Origin of the sequence: Streptomyces sp. NPDC127197 (assembly GCF_042672405.1) — a bacterium.
GTDB lineage: Bacteria > Actinomycetota > Actinomycetes > Streptomycetales > Streptomycetaceae > Streptomyces > Streptomyces flavusporus.
The window spans coordinates 1-18,176 of record NZ_JBHXVG010000044.1 but is presented as its reverse complement, the minus strand read 5'-3'; the positions used below and the strand labels follow the sequence as shown (position 1 = coordinate 18,176).

At 70.3% G+C, this 18,176-nt stretch carries 10 protein-coding genes and 6 pseudogenes; 10 read left to right on the top strand and 6 right to left on the bottom strand.

Annotated features, from left to right (window positions below):
* Nucleotides 1-30: 30 nt before the first annotated feature.
* The 4 genes from ACFVJQ_RS38530 to ACFVJQ_RS38515 all read right to left on the bottom strand — a co-directional run bounded on the left by ACFVJQ_RS38530 (nt 31) and on the right by ACFVJQ_RS38515 (nt 5,239).
* Complete coding sequence (locus tag ACFVJQ_RS38530; RefSeq protein ID WP_385516058.1) at nt 31-2,163, bottom strand: alpha-galactosidase; 2,133 nt, start codon at nt 2,161-2,163, stop codon at nt 31-33.
* A gap of 160 nt (nt 2,164-2,323) precedes the next feature.
* Nucleotides 2,324-2,497 carry a hypothetical protein gene (locus ACFVJQ_RS38525; RefSeq protein WP_385516057.1) on the bottom strand — a complete coding sequence of 58 codons (174 nt, stop codon included), beginning with the start codon at nt 2,495-2,497 and terminating at the stop codon, nt 2,324-2,326.
* An 82-nt stretch (nt 2,498-2,579) separates the two neighbouring features.
* The gene (locus ACFVJQ_RS38520; RefSeq protein ID WP_385516056.1) at nt 2,580-4,949 is read right to left on the bottom strand and encodes a xyloglucanase; all 2,370 of its coding nucleotides are present in this window, start codon (nt 4,947-4,949) and stop codon (nt 2,580-2,582) included.
* On the bottom strand, nt 4,946-5,239 hold the full coding sequence (locus ACFVJQ_RS38515; RefSeq protein ID WP_385790401.1) for a hypothetical protein: 294 nt from the start codon (nt 5,237-5,239) through the stop codon (nt 4,946-4,948). The genes ACFVJQ_RS38520 and ACFVJQ_RS38515 overlap by 4 nt, the downstream gene beginning before the upstream one ends.
* Nucleotides 5,240-5,696: 457 nt before the next feature.
* Here ACFVJQ_RS38515 and ACFVJQ_RS38510 point away from each other — a divergent pair, with 457 nt between their 5' ends.
* The 3 genes from ACFVJQ_RS38510 to ACFVJQ_RS38500 all read left to right on the top strand — a co-directional run bounded on the left by ACFVJQ_RS38510 (nt 5,697) and on the right by ACFVJQ_RS38500 (nt 10,929).
* Complete coding sequence (locus ACFVJQ_RS38510) at nt 5,697-8,639, top strand: glycoside hydrolase family 3 C-terminal domain-containing protein (protein WP_385790399.1); 2,943 nt, start codon at nt 5,697-5,699, stop codon at nt 8,637-8,639.
* A 187-nt stretch (nt 8,640-8,826) separates the two neighbouring features.
* Complete coding sequence (locus ACFVJQ_RS38505) at nt 8,827-10,209, top strand: condensation domain-containing protein (protein WP_385790397.1); 1,383 nt, start codon at nt 8,827-8,829, stop codon at nt 10,207-10,209.
* Between the two features lie 261 nt (nt 10,210-10,470).
* On the top strand, nt 10,471-10,929 hold the full coding sequence (locus tag ACFVJQ_RS38500) for a hypothetical protein (protein ID WP_385516052.1): 459 nt from the start codon (nt 10,471-10,473) through the stop codon (nt 10,927-10,929).
* 115 nt (nt 10,930-11,044) lie between these two features.
* Here ACFVJQ_RS38500 and ACFVJQ_RS38495 read toward each other — a convergent pair.
* Nucleotides 11,045-11,329: pseudogene (locus ACFVJQ_RS38495) on the bottom strand (RICIN domain-containing protein); the annotation flags it as partial.
* Here ACFVJQ_RS38495 and ACFVJQ_RS38490 point away from each other — a divergent pair.
* From ACFVJQ_RS38490 to ACFVJQ_RS38465, 6 genes and pseudogenes are all read left to right on the top strand, one after another.
* Nucleotides 11,326-12,349, top strand: a pseudogene (locus ACFVJQ_RS38490) (enolase C-terminal domain-like protein); the annotation flags it as partial. The pseudogenes ACFVJQ_RS38495 and ACFVJQ_RS38490 overlap by 4 nt on opposite strands.
* Nucleotides 12,342-13,248, top strand: a pseudogene (locus tag ACFVJQ_RS38485) (amidohydrolase family protein). The pseudogenes ACFVJQ_RS38490 and ACFVJQ_RS38485, both read left to right, overlap by 8 nt.
* A complete protein-coding gene (locus tag ACFVJQ_RS38480) occupies nt 13,239-13,676 on the top strand; it encodes an RbsD/FucU domain-containing protein (protein WP_385516051.1) in 438 nt (145 codons plus the stop codon). The pseudogene ACFVJQ_RS38485 and the gene ACFVJQ_RS38480 overlap by 10 nt, the downstream one beginning before the upstream one ends.
* Nucleotides 13,677-13,728: 52 nt before the next feature.
* Nucleotides 13,729-13,809: pseudogene (locus ACFVJQ_RS38475) on the top strand (kinase); the annotation flags it as partial.
* Nucleotides 13,810-13,889: 80 nt separating this feature from the next.
* A pseudogene (locus ACFVJQ_RS38470) lies at nt 13,890-14,722 on the top strand (aldo/keto reductase); the annotation flags it as partial.
* 42 nt (nt 14,723-14,764) lie between these two features.
* Nucleotides 14,765-15,487, top strand: a complete 723-nt coding sequence (locus ACFVJQ_RS38465) for a FadR/GntR family transcriptional regulator (protein ID WP_385790423.1) — start codon at nt 14,765-14,767, stop codon at nt 15,485-15,487.
* An 18-nt stretch (nt 15,488-15,505) separates the two neighbouring features.
* Here ACFVJQ_RS38465 and ACFVJQ_RS38460 read toward each other — a convergent pair whose 3' ends face one another.
* Nucleotides 15,506-16,930 carry a family 43 glycosylhydrolase gene (locus tag ACFVJQ_RS38460; protein ID WP_385790421.1) on the bottom strand — a complete coding sequence of 475 codons (1,425 nt, stop codon included), beginning with the start codon at nt 16,928-16,930 and terminating at the stop codon, nt 15,506-15,508.
* Nucleotides 16,931-17,272: 342 nt separating this feature from the next.
* Between ACFVJQ_RS38460 and ACFVJQ_RS38455 the strand changes: the two are divergent.
* Nucleotides 17,273-18,081: pseudogene (locus ACFVJQ_RS38455) on the top strand (glycoside hydrolase family 43 protein); the annotation flags it as partial.
* Between the last annotated feature and the right edge of the window lie 95 nt (nt 18,082-18,176).

The window sequence follows — 18,176 nt, the reverse complement described above, 5'->3', positions numbered from 1 at the left end:
CTTTCGTCGGGTGGGCAGCAGGGACGGCGCTCAGGGAGCGTCCGGCTCCGTGCGGGTGATGCGCAGCAGCGCCGCGGAGGGCGCGGTGGGCAGGGTCACGGTGAGGTCGGCCGTGTCCGAGTTCCAGACGGCAACGGCCTGACCTGCGGCGGGGTACAGCACCTCGGCACGGGCCGCGCCGCCCGCCTGTTCGGGCAGCCGGAGGGTGGTGGTGGCCGGACCGCCCGGTCGGCGCCAGACAGTGAGGTAAGTGGTGGCGGGGGTGTGCAGGGCGAGAGCGATCCAGGGGTCGTCCCAAGCGGGAAGGCCAAGTGGCCAGGAGGGCACTGCCCGGGGCAGGTCGGCGCGGATGGCCTTGTACACGGCGACCGCCTCGTAAACCAGGGCGCGGGCCTCGGGCCCCAGCTCCGGCAGGCGGCCGGAGAGGTGGATGCGGCCGAGGAGGCCGCTCGCCATGGTGAAGGCGACCTCGTCGAGGGAGTCCTCCGGCTGCGGATAGGCCCACACGGCGCCTTGCTCGGGAGTGACGGCGGTCGGCGCGGAGGCCGCGATGGGCGCGTAGAGCTGCAGGTTCTGCTGGTCGCTGGTGGACTGCAGTTGCAGCCGCGACAGCAGGGCGTGGTCCCAGCGCATGCCGCCCGAGGAGCAGTTCTCCACCACCAGGTGCGGGTAGCGGTCCAGGATGCCGTCGAGCCAGTCGAGGTGCGCCCGGTTGTGGCCGAGCAGGCCGGCGCCCGGGGTCTCGCCGGGGTGGGCGCTGGTGCCGGAGCCGGGGTCGATGTTGTGGTCGAGCTTGAGGTAGCCGACGCCCCACTCGCCGACCAGGCGGTCCACGACCTGGTCCAGGTGGCCACGGGCGGCGGGGTGGCGCAGGTCCAGGTGGTGCCGGCCGGACTCCGTGACGCGGACGCCGTCGCGGCGGAAGAACGCCTCGTCGGGCAGGGACTTGGCCATGGGGCTGTCGACGCCGATGACTTCCGGCTCCAGCCACAGCCCGGGGACCATGCCGCGTTCGCGGATACGGTCCAGTACCTCGTGGATCCCCTTCTCGCCCGGGAAGCGGGAGGCGGATGGTTCCCAGGCACCGACGCTGGTCCACCAGCCGTCACTGTCGTCGTACCAGCCCGCGTCGATGACGAAGTACTCGGCGCCGGCCTCGGCCGCCGCGTCGATCAGCGGCAGCAGTTTGTCGGTGGTGGGGTCTCCCATCAGGCAGTTCATGTAGTCGTTGAAGATGACGGGCAGACCCCGGTGGTCGGGATGCGGGCGGCGGTGGGCGCGGCGGTAGCGGGTCAGCGCGGCGAACGCGGCGTCGGGGCCGCCGTCGGCGCTGAAGGACAGGGCCACGGGTACGGTGCGGAAGGCGGCGCCGGGTTCCAGGGGGTGCCGCCAGCCGTGGTGGGTGTCGGTGGGACCGAACAGTGCCGCGTAGGCAGAGTTGTCGTGCTCTTGGCACTCCCAGCGCCAGCCCCCTCCGTTGTGCTCGATCTGCCACACCCAGGTGCGGCCGGTGTGCCGGTCCGTCAGTCCGCCCATGGGCAGGTGTCCACAGCTGGACCAGGTGCCCTGGCCGTTCAGGGCGAAGCCGGCCTTGCCGTGCCCGTACTTCACGCGTCCGCTGGGGTCGGGTGTGGTCCGGCGCATCGGCTGCCGCTGCCAGCGGCACTCGGCGAGCCAGTCGTTGTCCGCCCACAGCAGGTCGGCGGCGTCGACGGCCGCCGGGTCCTGCGGGGTGAGGCAGCCCACCGTGAGTGAGCTGACCGACTCCAGGTGCAGTGTGGTCCGCCCTTCGTTGCGCAGGATCACTTCGCTGCGGAGCACGGGGATGCCGTCCGGCGACCGGTAGGTCACCTCCGCGGCCAACCCGGTTTCCGGGTCGTGGAGATGCACGGTCAGCGTGTGCCAGTCGCCGTCGCGGGCCGCGCGGTGGGCCCGGTGGCGCAGCCGCCCGCCGAGAGCGGTCCCGATCAAGCGGCTGCCCGACCAGCCGCGCCCGTGACCCGCGGCCGTCACCTCCACCAGAGGCAGGGACGCACGGGGGTCGCTGCCCGCTTCGCCGGGCAGTCCGAGATGCGTCAGGCGGGCGCTGCCGTCGTCGCCGAGGACGAACTCGAGATGCAGGGCGTCGTGACCCCAGCGGAAGCTCCGCTGTTCGTTCTCCATGATGTCCTTTCCAGGTCAGTGGCCGCACGGGACCGCGCAGCCACCGGGCGGCAGTTCGTGTGCTGTGGGGCCGGTGTCTCGGTTCAGGCCGTGCTCGCCGACGAACTCGACGGCGAGCACGGTGGTGTGCGGCGCGGTGACGCACAAGGGCAGCGCGGCGTCAGAAGCCCACGGCGCCCCAGGAGTGAGCCGTATAGTCGCCCGGCCCGAATTCCCAGCCGGCCATGACGCTGTTGAGGTAGTGGTCGTTGGTGTAGAAGCCCCTGTTCAGGTCGTAGTTGAAGAACGGGGTGAGGCTGCTGCCGGACCACCAGCCGGACTTGCTCCTGTCCAAGCCGCTGGCCGACGCACGGCAGGGCCACGTCGGTCTCCCTTCGGGACGGCGGGTGCGGAGCGGGGCGGCCGGGAGCCGAACCTCACTTCGGGTCGCCGTAGATGACTCCGCGTCCGTTCGTCCCGAAGTAGACGCGACCGTAGATCCGGGGGTCTCCGGTCATGGTGTTGCCGGTCCAGGCGTACTGGTGCCGGTCGTCGTTGATGCGGATCCAGTTCCGGCCCGCGTCGTCGGACCGGAAGATGCCGCGGACGCCGTGGATCTTGGAGCTGGTGTAGACGGCGGGGTACGGGGCGCCGGGTGCGGCCTTGCCGAATCCGACGACGTCGCCCTGGTCCACCACTTCGAACCTGGTGAAGGACGATCCGGAGTCGGTCGACCGCCACAGCCCGTAGGGTGTGGGGGTGGTGGGCTTGGTGGTGCCGCCGGCCAGCCAGATGTCGCCTTCATGGCCCGGTACCGGTTTGAACCGGACGTTCCCCGCGGTGGGCAGACCGGTCGCCGCCGTGGCCTCGAAGCTCTTGCCGCCGTCCGTGCTGAGGTAGAAGACGCCGGAGTCGTAGGCGTAGAACTTCGCCGGGTTCACCCGGTCGGAGCGCACCGAAACCCCGGTCGGCAGCCCCTTCGAGGCCGTCCAGGTCGCTCCGTGGTCGTCGGACCAGCTGACCGGCGCTCCGGCCGGGGACCAGACGATCCGTCTGCCGTCGGCGCTGATGGCGACGGCCTGGTCCTCGACTCCGGGCCCGGTGACACCGGCCGGCTCACTGCGCGACGGCGTCCAGGTGTCGCCGCTGTCGGTGGAGATGGCGAAGTGCTGGGTCCAGCCGCTGGTGGGGTGGCCGACCCGCACGATCGTGTGGGGCGCCAGCTCCGCGTAGTCCAGGGCCGGGGTGCCGCCGAAGGTCGGGCTGTCGTACATCTTCGGCGCCTTGCGGAAATCCGTGTGCCGGAAGCCGCCGACATCGCCGACGCCGGAGAAGAGGTGCGCGCGACCGGCGGGCGGGCTGATCAGGCACAGGACCGCGGTCTCCTCCAGGCCCTGGGCCCGCACGGACAGATGTACCGTGCCGCCGCTGTCCCAGTCCGTGAGGTTGTCGGCGCCGTAGATCGTCGCCCCGGTTCCGTACATGAAGTGGTCGGAGTCGAAGGGGTCGATCTGAACGGACTCCATCATCCAGCCCAGCTTGGGGGCCATCTCGGGCAGCGACGGCGAGGCGTTCCAGGTCAGCCAGGGGGCGGCGGAGATGTCGATGTCGTAGCGCAGGGTGCGCTCGGCATTCGGGCCCAGGTCCCACGCGCGGGTCCAGCTCGCGCCGCCGTCGGTGGAGCGGAAGAGGATGCAGTCGGGATACCACTTGACCTGGGTGGACACCATCAGGGTGTCCGGGTTCTGCCGGTCGATGGTCAGGCCGCTGTAACCCCACTTGTTGTCGTCGCTGGTGGACGGGACCGGGCTGATGCGGGTCCAGGTGTCGGTGGCGGTGTCCAGCTTCCACACGTCGCCCTTGGAGCCGTCGTACGGGCCGGCGGTGTCGCTGGTCGCCAGGTACAGGTAGCCGCCGACGTGGTCGAAGACCGCGTGGTGCGGGATGAAGCCGGTGGGCTGCCCGGGTACGCGTTCCCAGGTCGCTCCCGCGTCGGTGGACCGGTACAGGATGTTGTCCTTGTCGGCGACGGTGACATAGAGGGTCCGGGTGGCCTTCCCCGCTCTGCCGGTGCGCTTGTCGAAGACGACCTGCAGCACACCCAGGTTGTCGCCGTTGTAGCCGTCGGGGTCGGTGGGGTCGGGCACGAAGTTGCCGACGTTGGGGAAGTTGGTCACCTTCGCGAAGGTCTTGCCGTGGTCGGTGCTGCGCCACAGCCCGTGGCCCCCGCGCACTCCCAGGTAGAGGATCCTGTTGCGGTTGGGGTCGATCACCAGCCGCTCGCCGATGCCCCGGCCGGGCATGTTGCCGCCCAGCCGGAACGGCAGAGGGGTGGTCTTCCAGGTGCGGCCGCGGTCGGTCGAGCGCAGGATCGCCGCCATGCTCGGGTCCCAGTCGGGGAGGGTGTAGGTGCCCGCCGCCAGGTAGACGCGGTCGGGGTCGACCTCGTCGGTGGCGATGCTGATGATGCCGGTGTGTCCGTACTCGTCCCAGCCGATCCAGTCGGTGAGGGGGATCCACCGCCGGGACGCCGTGTCGAGGCGGTAGGCGCCGCCGATGTCGGTGCGCGCGTACACCAGTCCGGGCTCGCTCTGGTTGAAGACGATGCCGGTGACGAAGCCGCCGCCGACTATCTCGGCGTTGCGGAAGGTGTAGGGCGTGTGCCGGACCTTCCCGGCCACGCGGGCGGATGTGGCGGATGTGACGGGTGCGGCGGAGGCACCGGAGGGGGCGAGCAGGGGGAGTGCGGCCGTGGCCGCGCCTGCGGCCAGCAGGCCTCGGCGGGAGAGGTGCGGGGCATGGGTCATGACGGGTCCTTGCCTTTCGGGTGCGGGTCCGTACGGGGCCTGCGCACAAGCCGCGGTCCGGCCGGCCGGCTCCAGAGGGCGATTCCGCAGGCCTCGTCCGGCGCGCCGAGGGTGCCGGACGTGCCGTAGGTGTTCCCGCCGGCGGGCTGCATGTTGATCGTGGTGCCCAGCGCCCGGGACACGGCCTGGTAGTCCTCGTTGCCGGCGGGCGGCAGCGGTGAGAGGGAGGCGGCGCCCGCCACGCCGGCGGCTGTTCGCAGGACGACTCGGCGGTTCATCTCACTGCTCATGTCGTTGCGGCCCTTCGCTTGCGTCGATCCGACCGGCGGGCGGGCAGACGCTGCGTCGTCCGGTGGTCTCATGTCCGGAGGGCGGCAGCCAACCGAGTCGACGCGCTTCGACGTTTCGGTGAGACTAAGGCCGTGTTTCCGGGGGCGGCAACGGGCCGCCAAGGTCACTTTTCGATAACAGGCACGGTCGGGGGTGAGAGCACGCACCGCCCTCCATGCGGCTTTTCCCCAGGTGAGCTGGCCTTCTGGGTGAACTCTCAAAGAGGAACACCGACGCCGGAAGAACGGCTCGCGACGGCTGGGCGACCTGTGATTGACACACGACTCAGCGTCATGTCAACGTCGAAGCGCTTCGACTCACGACAGTGCGATCGACAAAAGCCGTACGCCGCCCGGCTCCGCAGCCGCCCACGCTTCCCACGCCTTCTCCGTCGACCTCCTGCAAGGGACTTCTCAGGTGAGTACCGCCGCCACATCCCCCGAGCCGCCCACCACCGACCTGCCGTTCCGTGACCCCGCGCTACCCCTCGCCCGGCGAGTCGACGACCTGATCTCCCGGCTGACGCTCGACGAGCGCATCGAGCTGCTCTACCAGTACTCACCAGGAGTCCCGCGCCTCGGACTGGCCCCCTTCAAGACCGGTACCGAAGGGCTGCACGGCGTGGCCTGGCTGGGGCCGGCCACCGTGTTCCCGCAGGCGGTAGGCCTGGGAGCCACCTGGCACGAGGAGCTGCTGCACGAGGTCGCCACGGCCGTCGGCACCGAGGCCCGCGCCTTCCACCAGCGCCCCGCCGCCGACGGCGACCGGCACAGCCTTCAGGTCTGGGCCCCCGTGGTGAACCTGCTGCGCGACCCCCGCTGGGGCCGCAACGAGGAGGGGTACGCGGAGGATCCGCTGCTCACCGGCCGGCTCTCTGTCAGCTTCTGCCGCGGGCTGGCCGGGGACCACCCGGCCTATCTGCGCACTGCACCGCTCCTGAAGCACTTCCTCGCCTACAACAACGAGGACGAGCGCGACATCACCTCCTCCGTGGTACCGCCCAGGGTGCTGCACGAATACGACCTCGCCGCCTTCCGCCCGGCGATCGCGTCCGGCGCCGCCACCGGCGTCATGCCGGCCTACAACCTCATCAACGGCCGCCCCTGCCATGTCAGTCCACTGCTCGAGACCGAGGTACGGCGCTGGGCCGAGCCCACCGGCCACGAGCTGTTCGTCTGCAGCGACGCCGGAGCGGTGACCAACCTCGCCGAATCGGAGCACTACTTCGACGACCACCCCACCTCCCACGCGGCTGCGGTACGCGCCGGCGTCGACAGCATCACCGAACTGGACGAGGACGGCAGCATCACCCTCGACCGGCTTCGCACGGCGGTCGACCGCGGGCTGCTCACCGAGGACGACATCGACCGCGCCGCGCGACGCCACCTGTCGATACGCTTCCGCCTCGGCGAGTTCGATCCGGACCTCGACCCCTACGCCGGCATCCGCGACGACGTCGTGGACAGCCCCGCCCACCGGGCGCTCGCCTTGCGCGCCGCCACGGAGTCGGTGGTGCTGCTGAAGAACGACGGCGCACTGCCGCTGTCACCGGCCCCCGGCGGGCGCGTCGCGCTCGTCGGTCCGTTGGCGGACACCCTCTTCGAGGACTGGTACAGCGGCACCATGCCGTACCGGATCACCATTGCCACCGGCCTGGAGGCGGCCCTCAAGGAGCGCGGGGTCGAAGCGGTCCGCGCGGAGGGAGTCGACCGGATCACGCTGCGCGCCGCCTCCACCGGAGGCCTCCTGCGCGTGCCGACGCTCGACACCGGCGGGCCCATGGTGGCCGGTGCTCACTCGGACGAGCAGGAAGCGGGCGACAGCGCCTGCCACGACCTGTTCGACTGGGGTGAAGGTGTGCTGACCCTCCGCAACGCCTGCACGGAACGCTACGTCACCCTCAAGGACGGCGACCTCACTCTCGCCGCCGACCAGACGCAGCCGAACGGCTGGTTCGTCCACGAGACCTTCCGGCTGGAACCCCAGCCGGACGGTACGGAACTGCTGCGCAACATCAGCAACGGCCGCTACGCCGCCGTGGACCCCGCCACCGGCCGCGTCACCCTCTCTGCCCAAGCCACCGAGCAGGCGGAACGCTGGACCCGAACGGTCGTCAGGGACGGAATCGCCGAAGCCGTCGCGGCCGCTGCCTCGGCGGACGTCGCCGTGTTCGTCCTCGGAAACGACCCGCACATCAACGGCCGCGAGACCGAGGACCGTGCGGGCATCTCACTGCCGCCCGCGCAGGAGGCCCTGCTGTGCGCCGTCGCCACCGAGCGTCCCGAGTCGGTACTGGTCGTGATGAGCAGCTACCCGTACGCCGTCGACTGGGCGGACGAGTACCTGCCCGCCGTGGTGTGGACCTCCCACGGCGGGCAGGAGACGGGCCGGGCACTCGCCGCGATCCTGCTTGGCGAGGCCGAACCCTCCAGACGGCTCCCGCAGACCTGGTACCGCGGCGACGACCCGCTGCCCGGCCGCCTCGACTACGACATCATCAGCGTCGGCTGGACGTACCAGTACCACGACGCCGCACCGCTGTACCCCTTCGGGCACGGCCTGTCCTACACCAGCTTCGCCTACTCCGGCCTGCGGCTGTCCGCCCGGGAAGCGGCGCAGGACGACACCCTGGCCGTGAGCGTCGAGCTCACCAACACCGGGACGCGCACGGGCACCGAGACCGTGCAGCTCTACACCCGCGCGCTCGCCGCCCGCCACCGCGCGCCCAGGCGCAGACTGACGGACTTCCGCAAGGTCTCCCTCACCCCCGGTGAACGGCGGCGGCTGGAGTTCGACCTGCCCGTCGCGGCCCTGGCCCACTGGTCCGTCTCGGCCGGCGCCCTCGCCGTGGACCCGGGGCCGTACGAGATCCTGATCGGGCACTCGGCCGAAGCCATCGCCCTGACAGCGCCCCTCACCGTGACGGGGCCGGCGCTCCCTGCCCGCACTCTCCTCGGCGGACGACTGGAGGCCGTCGACTTCGACGAGTGCGAGGGCGGCACGCTCGTCGACGCCACCCGGGAGAAGGGGGAGGCGGTCACCCCGGCGACCGGTGACATCCACTGCGCACTGCGCTACGGCTCAGTCGACCTGGGCAGCCCGGCAGACGGGCCGCGGGTCATCACGGCCGAGGTGTCGTGCGCGACGGAGGAGGACGCGACCGTCGAGATCTACGCTGACGGCGCTCCCGGTGCCGGAACCTTGCTCGCCGTCCTCCGTGTCACCACCGGCACCGACGGCCGGTACGACTGGCGCACGGTCAGCGCGCGGATGCCGGAGGAGGTGACCGGGGTGCACGATCTGCATCTCGTTCTGCGGGGCGGTGTCCACCTGGCCGCGATCGCCGGCGGGACGTGGTGAGGAGCGGTGGGACGCGGCAAGAAGACAGTCCGCCGCCGCGTTCCACACTCTCCGACCATTGACGCACGCGGCCCGCGCGGATCTATCCTCTGCCTGAACAGGGGGGCGCCCGCGCTCCGGCCGCGGCGTCGTACCGCCGGACGGTGTGGAGGATCGGGGTCCGTACCGGAGGAGGGCCGGGGCGGGTATGCGACAGACCGCACGCCATGACGTCGTCTTCGTCGCCGGCACCGCCGGAGAGCATGAACTGACCTGGTCGCAGAAGGCCCATGAACGCGAAGGATGCCACCCCCATCTCCACGGACCCCGCAACAGGAACGTACGGATGGGGCGGGCGCTGGACGGCCGGCCTGACATGTCCGCGGTGCTGCATGCCTTCGCCGCGGTCATGGCTCACTTCGAGGCGCTGCGCACGCTCTATCCACGTGACGCGGACGGGCACCCGCGCGCGGTCGTCGTGGCTTCCGGCGTGCTCCAGATCGACGAGTACGCCTCCGACGCCCCGCCGACCTACGACGAGCTGAGCGCCTTCACGCTCCGACTGGCCGAGCCCGGATTCGCCCCGGACGACCTGCCGTTGCGGGCCGCCGTCATCACCGTGGAGGGCAGACCCATCCACATCGCGCTGTCCTTGCACCACTTCTCGGCGGACACGACGAGCGCCCGGATCGCGGCCGAACACATAGCCCGACTGGCCGCCGATCCGGGCGCCGACGTCGGCTCGGGGTGGCAGCCGCGGCAGATCGCGAGCTTCGAAGCCAGTCCCTCGGGGCGGCGGCACGCCCATCGTGTCGACACCCATGACCGGGCCATGCTCCGTCGGTCCGCCATGCCCGAACTCCAGGCGCCCCCGGGCCACAGGGCCGCCGTCTACAACTTCGTATGCCTCGACTCCGCGGCGGTCGCCCTCGCGGCGGCCGGTCTGGCGAAGCAGTACCGGACATCCGCGGCCGCCGTCCTGCAAGCCGCATACGCGTGCACGCTCGCCGAGCACCTCGGCATCGGCACCTGCGTGTTCAACACCGTGATGCCCAACCGGCAAACCACCTTCGCCCGCGAGGCGGTGGCCCATATCGCCGGCAGGGCCCTCGTCCCGGTCGACACGTCCCTGGGCGGCGACCGGTTCCCGGCGCTGTGCCGAGCCGTCGACGCGGCACTCGTCAGATCCTCCTCCGTCAGCCTGCGAGAGCCCGACCGCTACGCCAGATCCCTGGACGAGGTCTCCGCCGAACTGGGCCGCTCCGCACACAACCCGTACGTGGTCAACATCCGCCCCATAGCGCCCCGCACGCTGATCCGGGCTCGCGCGGACAGGGCACCGCAGGACCTCGACCGAGCCATGGCATCCAGCCGTTACCGACGATTCCCCAAACTCGTCGACGCGTACTCCGGAAACCTCTCCTTCGATGTGTGGGGCATGTCCGAGACGGCCGGAATCAGTCTCGGGACGGATGCGACGTCGTTCGACGCGACGGATCTCGAACAGATACTGCGGTCCTTCGAGAGCCGGCTGGTCGGAGCCGCGATCGGCGGTCACGCCGCAAGGAGCGGCTCCTTCGCCGGCGCATAGAGCGCGGCGGAGCGCGGATGGTCGGCGTCGAGATCACTCACGACGCCGGGTGTGCTGCCTGATGCGAGCGGCCTGCCTCTCTGACTGAGCATTTGGTGCGGTTTTCCGGGCAACGGTGCCGCCGTCGGTGCAATGCGTCCCACTTTCGGATGGTCGGAGTCCGGCCTGTCGGCGGGGGTGGTCCCGCTGGTCGGGGGCGTGAGCGGCTTCGGGCGCCGCGATGGGATGGAGGTGCAGGTCAAGGCCGAGAGGAGCGGGTGAATGAGTACAGTCGGGCCCAAGACGGCGCCTGCATTGGCGAGAGCCCTGGCAGTCGTCTCCGGCGCGGTGCCGGCCGCCGTGGCCGCCGACACCCGGGGCGTACGGGCGGACATTCGCGCCGATGTGAACCGGGACGGGGCGGTCGACGTCACCGGGGATTCCGATGTCGCGGGCAAGGCGGCGTGGAACAGCGGGCGAGGTGCGATCTTCCTGCCCAACCTCGATGACACGCACCGGCGTTGCAAGACCAGGACGCCGGACGGCCGCCGGCTGTCCCATGCCCGGCTCCAGGCCTGCAACGACGCCCAGGGCAACGTCGTACGGACGCCGGAATACCTGGCACCCTGCGCACGGTCCCGGGCCTGGACGGGCGGGACGTCATACGGGAGGGCTGGGACGGCCGGATCACCGTACGGTTCACCGTCACCGACGGCGGCCGCACCTCCACGGACGAGGTGATGCTGTGTGCCGCCCCGGTCCTGACGCAGCACCATCTTCAGCGCGTCGAGCAGGCGATGATCGTGGACCGCGGCCGGCAGGATCCCGACCAGCGCAGATTTGCCGAGCAGTCCTCGACCAGCCGGTAGTAGCCGCCTGAGACCGGCTCCGCGTGCCACTGCAGGTTGCTGCTGCCGTCCCAGGTCCACTGCTTGAGGTTGGACCCGGAGGCAACGTTGCCGCCGCTGTCCAGGGCGAGGCCGTTGGTGACGTTGCTGATCCGGAAGTACATGGCCGGGTTGAACTGGAACCTCAGCGAGGTGATCCGGTCGTTGTTGCCGGTGACCCTGAGGTCGGGGTTGTCGGCGGTGGAGGTCCAGGAAGTGCCGGTGAAGTTGTCTCCGGAGTAGCCGATCCCACGACCCCCAACTGCGCTGGCCCGGACCGGAGAAGGGCGCCATCCACATGGCCACGGGGGCGGTCGTCAATGCCGCCTGGGACCTGGCGGCCAAGCGTGCGGGCAAGCCCGTATGGCGCTTCCTCGGCGAGATGTCCCCGGAGGACCTGGTCGCACAGGTCGATTTCCGCTGGCTGTCCGACGCCCTCACCCCCGAGGAGGCCTTGGAGATCCTGCGCCGCCCGAGCCCGGCCGCGAGGAGCGCATCTCCCGCCTGCTGGAGAGTGGTTACCCCGCCTACACCACCACCCCCGGCTGGCTGGGCTACTCCGACGAGAAGCTGGCCCGCCTCGCCCGCGAGGCCGTCGCCGACGGCTTCACCCAGATCAAGCTGAAGGTCGGCGCGTCCCTGGAGGACGAGGTACGGCGCTTGCGCACCGCCCGTGAGACGGTCGGTGACGGCATCCGCATCGCAGTGGACGCCAACCAGAGATGGGACGTCCAGGACGTGATCGACTGGATGCGCGCCCTGGCCCCGTACCAGCCGTACTGGATCGAGGAGCCCACCTCACCCGACGACATCCTCGGCCACGTCGCCGTGCGCAAGGCCGTCAGCCCCATCAAAGTGGCCACCGGCGAACACGTCGCCAACCGGGTCGTCTTCAAGCAGCTGCTGCAGGCGGGCGCGGTGGACATCGTGCAGATTGACTCCGCGCGGGTCGGCGGCGTCAACGAGAACATCGCGATCCTGCTGCTCGCCGCGAAGTTCGGCGTGCCGGTCTGCCCGCACGCGGGCGGCGTCGGCCTGTGCGAAATGGTGCAGCACCTGTCGATGTTCGACTACGTCGCCGTCTCCGGCACGACCGAGGACCGCGTCATCAAGTACGTCGACCACCCGCACGAGCACTTCGTCGACCCGGTCCGCATCGCCGACGGCCACTACCAGGCGCCGACGCTGCCCGGACTGAGCGCGCACATGCACACCGAGTCCCTCCAGGAGTACGCCCCTACCCCGACGGCCGCGTCTGGACCGCTCGTGTCTGACGCCCAGGCCCTCGTCGACGCCCACCACCACGTGTGGAACCTGAACGTCCGGCCACAGCCCTGGCTGGACGAGCCCGGGCACGAGCCGATCCGCCGCAGCTTCGGCACGCACGCCCTGCGATCGGCGGCGACCCGGCCGATCGCCGGACAGCGGCTGACCAGCGGTGGTCGTCCAGTGCATCGCCTCCGTGCCCGGGACCCGGGACCTCCTGGCTCTGGCCGGCAGCGACCCGCTGATCGGCGCCGTCGTCGGCTGGGCGGATCTGACGTCCCCCGCGATCGGCGACGTGCTCGACGATCTGCGGACCGGACCCGCGGGCCGGTACCTGCGGGCCGTACGGCACGTCGTGCAGGGCGAGCCCGATCCGCAGTGGCTTCAACAGCCGGACGTCGAGCTGGGGTTGCGAGCGGTGGGGGAGCGCGGGCTCGGATACGACGTGCTGGTCCGCAGCCACCAGCTCCCGCAGGCGATCCGCCTCGCGGAACGGCTGCCGGAGCCGCCACTCGTCCTGGACCACGCCGGCAAGCCCCCCATCGCGCGGCGGGAACTGACCGACAGGGCACAGCAGTTGCGGATGCTGGCCCGGCATCCCCAGGTTCACTGCAAGGTGTCGGGTCTGGTCACCGAGGCCGACCACGAGAAGTGGGCGGTCGACGACATCCGCCCGGTGTGGGACGTCCTGCTCTCCGCCTTCGGTCCCGACCGGCTGATGTTCGGCTCCGACTGGCCCGTCTGCGTCCTCGCGGGGGGCTGGAACCGCTGGGCCGCAGCCGTCGAGGAACTCCTGGACGGCTGCTCCGCGACCGAGATCCGCGCGCTGCTCGCCGGCACCGCGACCGCCTTCTACCACCTGACCCCTGCCCCCACTCCGACGAAGGAAGGGACGCCGTGCTCCTGACCGAACTGCTCCATCCCGGCATCCTCGAATCCCTGGCCGGAGCCGGCCACGGCGCCCGCGTACTGCTGGCCGACGGCCACTACCCCGCCAGCACCGCCACCGGCGAGCGCGCCAGAACCGTCCACCTCAACCTGGCGCCCGGCCTGCTCGACGTCACCACCGTGCTCGACGTCCTGCTGCGCGCCCTGCCCGTCGAGGCGGCCCACGTGATGGTGCCGCCCGAGGGCGAACCGGAGCCGCCCGCCATCGCCGAGTACCGCTCGATGCTGGCACCCGCCCCGGTCGGCACGCTCGGCCGCTTCGAGTTCTACGACGCCGCCCGCTCGCCGGACCTGGCCCTGGCGATCGTCACCGCCGACACCCGTACGTACGCCAACCTGCTGCTGACCATCGGCGTCCGCGCTGAAGGGACCCTGACGACACGATGACACTCGCCGTCCGTTACACCTCCGCCCGTACCTTGGACACGGCGCCCGCACTCAGGCCCTGGCCTACGGCACCGCCCACGGCGCGCTCACCATGACCACGCTTGGAGACGTCTCCATGGCCTCGCTCGCCTAGGTCGAGGCGCTCATCGCGGGCGAAACGGCCCACGTCAGACGCTGACCGGCGCCCCCACCCCCGTATCCCAGGAGCACGCCTTGCACCAGCGGAAGATCCAGAACACGCCCGTCGCCCTCACCGAGCTGGGCTTCGGGGCGTCCGTGATCGGCAACCTCTACCGCGTCACCCCGGCCGACGACGCGGCAGCCGCCGTGGACGCGGCCTGGGAAGCCGGCCTGCGGTACTTCGACACCGCACCGCACTACGGCCTCGGTCTCTCCGAGCGCCGTCTGGGTGCCGCCCTGCGAGGCCGCCAGCGTGACGAGTACGTCATCTCCTCGAAGGTGGGCAGGCTACTGGTGCCCAACAAGGAGCCACGCGGCGTCGACACCGAGGCCGGACGACCACTGGCGGCAGGCGGCCGAGGAGGCCATGCCCATGCTGGCGGAGTTGCGCGACCAGGGTGTGATCGGCGCGGTCGGCGCCGGCATGAACCAGTCTGCGATGCTCGCCCGCTTCCTGCGCGAGACCGCCGCCGACGTGGTGATGCCGGCCGGGCGCTACACACTCCTGGACCAGTCGGCGCTGGACGACGTCCTGCCCGCCGCCCGGGAACTGGGCAAGAGCGTGGTGGCGGTGGGCGTGTTCAACTCCGGACTCCTCTCCCGCGACCGGCCCGCCGAGGGCATGAAGTACGACTACCAGGACGCCCCGCCTGCCCTGGTCCGCGCTCGGCGATCGCCGAGGTCTGCGAGGCGCACGGGACCGCCCTGCCCGCTGCCGCGATCGCCTTCCCGTACACGCCAGTATCATCAACGTCACCCTCGGACTGCGGACTGCGGACTGCGGAACAGGCCGGACGAAACGTGCAACTCCATGATCAGCGTGTCCCCACGGCCTCTGGGACGATCTCCGTGCTCAGGGGCTGATCAGGTCGGACGTGCTCGCGGGCACGGTGGGGGAGGGACGCGCGGTGTCTCTGACGGACAAGGCCATCGAGCATATCCGTGAGCTGATCCGGAACGGTGCGCTGCCGCCCGGCTCGAGGCTCCCGCCGGAGCCGGACCTGGCCGCCCAGCTGGGACTGTCCCGCAACCTCGCCCGGGAAGCGGTCAAGGCACTGGCCGTCGCGCGGGTCCTGGAGGTCCGGCGGGGCGACGGCACCTATGTGACCAGCCTGCAGCCGAGCCTGCTCCTGGAGGGACTCGGGGGCGCGGTGGAGCTGCTCCAAGGTGACTCGGTCGCCCTTCAGGACCTCATGGAAGTACGGCGGCTCCTCGAACCGATGGCTGCGGCCCTTGCCGCCACCCGGATCTCCGACGCCCAGCTGGCCGAAGTGAAACGGCACCTGGACGCCATGCGCGAGGCCCGCGACGACGTGGAACAGCTCAACGCCCATGACGCCGCCTCCCACCGCGCCGTCGTCTCGGCCACGGGCAACGAGACCCTCCTCACTCTCCTGGAAGGGATCTCCGGCCGCACTCTGCGCGCCCGCATCTGGCGCGGTCTGGTCGACGACAAGGCCGCCGGCCGCACCCTGGCCGAACACGAGGCGATCTTCAACGCGCTGTCCACCCGGGATGCCGCCCTCAGCCAGGCCGCCGCACTGCTGCACGTGAGCAACACCGAGCAGTGGCTGAGGGAGCACCTGCGCTCGGCCGAGCCCCTCCCCGTCCGGACGACAGAGCGGAAGTGACGGGCGGGCGGCGCCGGCTCACTGGGTGTAGAAGGTGGCGTCCGCCCGGTCGGTCGTCGTACTGAGAGCCTGGACGTACAGCAGGTAGTTGTAGTGGCGGATGTAGCGGCCCGGGAAGTTGTACGACTCGTACGAGACCCCGGCGGAGTCGGAGAGGCCGGCCCGGGCCGTGAAGGAGGCGTCAGCGGCGAACAGCGACGTCCCGTCGTTCTTCTCCACCCACACCTCATTGTTCTTGTGGCGCAGGAAGTAGCCGGGGAAGTTCGCCGACTCCAGGGAGACGGTGCCCGTGCCGGCGAGACCGGCGACGATGCGGAACTGCGAGTCGGCGAGCGGGGAGACGTTCGGCTCGATCTTGGCGCGGTACTCCCAGTGCCGGATGAACCGGTCGGGGAAGTTGTACGAGGAGAGCCGGATCGGCGTGAGGCCGTCGGCGACCGGGATGCCGAAGTCGGGTGTGCCGTCGGCCTTCCAGTAGATCTTCTGCACGCGGGTGCGGCGGTTGGGGTCGTTGAGCGGGGAACCGCTGATGTCCTTGTAGCTGCGGTCGTGATAGACGAGGATGTCCGACTTGCCGTCCTCGGAGACCGTGAACTGGTTGTGCCCGGGGCCGTACTGGCTGGTGGCGGCGTAGCTGGCGAAGACCGGGCCTGTGCTCTTGGCCCACGACGACGCGCTCAGCAGGTCGGCCGAGGCGGACGCGGTCAGCATGCCCATGCAGTAGTTGGCGTCGGTGGCACTGGCCGAGAAGGTCATGAAGACCTTGCCGCCCCGCTGGATCACGGCCGGGCCCTCGTTGACCGTCTCCCCTCCGGCGGTCTCCCACGCGGCGGTCGGTCGGCTGATCATGACCGGTGCGCCGGTGATGGTCCACGGGCTGGACATCCGCGCCAGGTAGATGTTGGTGCCGCGGCCGACGGCCGGGTCGTTCTGCGCCCAGGCCAGGTAGCGGGTGCCGTTGACGACGAAGGTCGTCGCGTCCAGGGAGAAGGTGTCCAGCGGCAGGGCGATACGGCCCTTCTCCGTCCAGGTGCCCGTGATCGGGTTCGCGGCCGTGCACTCCAGGACGTAGGGCCGGATCCTCCAGATGTCGTTGGCGGCGCCCGCGGCGAAGTAGATGTACCACTTGCCGTCGATGAAGTGGATCTCCGGAGCCCAGATGTGGGCGCCCATCTCACCGGTGGAGTGCTTCGTCCAGATGGTCGTCTCGGCGGCCGACGTGAGCCCCTGGATCGTGGTGGCCCGGCGCAGCACGATCCGGTCGTACGCCGGGACCGTGGCGGTGAAGTAGTAGAAACCGTCCGTGTGCTTGAAGATGTGCGGGTCGGCCCGCTGCTCGGCGATGGTGTTCGTGTACGTCACACCGGGGGAGGCGGGCACGGCGGCGTGGGCGGTACCGGCCGAGACACCGGTGACGGTAGCGGCGGCCGAGCCGGCGATCATGCCGAGGACCGTTCGACGGGTGAGCGCAGGTCTCACGGAGTACTCCCTCTGGTTGCTGGTGGTGCGGTGGACGCCTCTTCACACCGGGTCGATATATCGAACACTGTTCGTAAGGTCGGCCAGAAGATAAGTTCTGCACCTCTCTCCGTCAACACTTGTCACACAAGTATCCGGAGCGTCTTCCCGCCGCCGAAGTGAGGCTCGCGCTGCTCCGTGTCGGATGTATTGACGCGCCCTGTTTGCCCCCTTAGTGTCTGCCCACTTTTGCGAACGCTGTTCGATATCACGTACGGGACCGTCTTTCGCCCAGTGATGGCATCTGCAGACCGACAGGAGATGTACATGTGCACGCTTCGCGCCCGGCTGACGGTGATACTGCTCGCCGTATGCCTCCTCTTCACAGGCCAAGTCCAGACCACACCGGACCGGGCGGCCGCCGCCGAACCCGGCTACCTGATGGTGCACTTCACCGGGGAGGGGGCGACCAACCAGCAGATGTACCTGTCCCACAGCACGGACGGTTTGCACTGGAACGACCTCAATGGCGGCGGCATGGTCCTGCGCTCCACGGTCGGTACGAAGGGGGTGCGCGACCCCGCATTCGTGAGATCCCCGACGGCAGCAAGTACTGGATCATCGCCACCGACCTGTGCTGGGGCTGCGGGTCGACCGTGGACGGCTCCATCAACAACGGCAGCCGCAGCATCGTGGTGTGGGAGTCGACAGACCTGGTCACCTGGTCGCAGCCGTGGCTGCTCAACGTCGCCGGCGCGATCCCCGACGGACGCAACGCATGGGCGCCCGAGGCGATCTGGGACCCCGAGACCAACGACTACGTCCTGTACTGGGCGACGAACGTGCCCTTCAACGGCGCGACGAAGCACCGCATCTTCTACGCCCGCACCAGCGACTTCCGCACCATCACCACCCCGCAGCTCTACATCGACCGCCCCGGCACCCAGGAGATCATCGACACCCAGATCATCGAGATGCCCTCCGGCGTCGGCAACTACCGCTACGTGCGGGCCTCCGGCGACGGGCAGATCACCCTCGAAGGCAGCAACTCGATCCTCGGCACCTGGACCAGGCTCGGTGACCTCTCCGGCATCGGCCTCACCGGCTCCCAGGTCGAGGGCCCGATGTGGATGAAGTGAACCGCCCCGGGTTCGTTGGAGATCTCAGTTGGTGGCTGTGAGCTGGGGTTTCGTGATTGCTCGGTAGTAGTTGGCTTCGTATTCCGCGGGCG

Bases quoted from the DNA above. Each gene is read 5' to 3' on its own strand.
- ACFVJQ_RS38530 (WP_385516058.1), bottom strand. From the start codon at position 2,163: ATGGAGAACGAACAGCGGAGCTTCCGCTGGGGTCACGACGCCCTGCAT.
- ACFVJQ_RS38520 (WP_385516056.1), bottom strand. From the start codon at position 4,949: ATGACCCATGCCCCGCACCTCTCCCGCCGAGGCCTGCTGGCCGCAGGC.
- ACFVJQ_RS38515 (WP_385790401.1), bottom strand. From the start codon at position 5,239: ATGAGCAGTGAGATGAACCGCCGAGTCGTCCTGCGAACAGCCGCCGGC.
- ACFVJQ_RS38505 (WP_385790397.1), top strand. From the start codon at position 8,827: ATGCGACAGACCGCACGCCATGACGTCGTCTTCGTCGCCGGCACCGCC.
- ACFVJQ_RS38500 (WP_385516052.1), top strand. From the start codon at position 10,471: ATGAGTACAGTCGGGCCCAAGACGGCGCCTGCATTGGCGAGAGCCCTG.
- ACFVJQ_RS38460 (WP_385790421.1), bottom strand. From the start codon at position 16,930: ATGATCGCCGGCTCGGCCGCCGCTACCGTCACCGGTGTCTCGGCCGGT.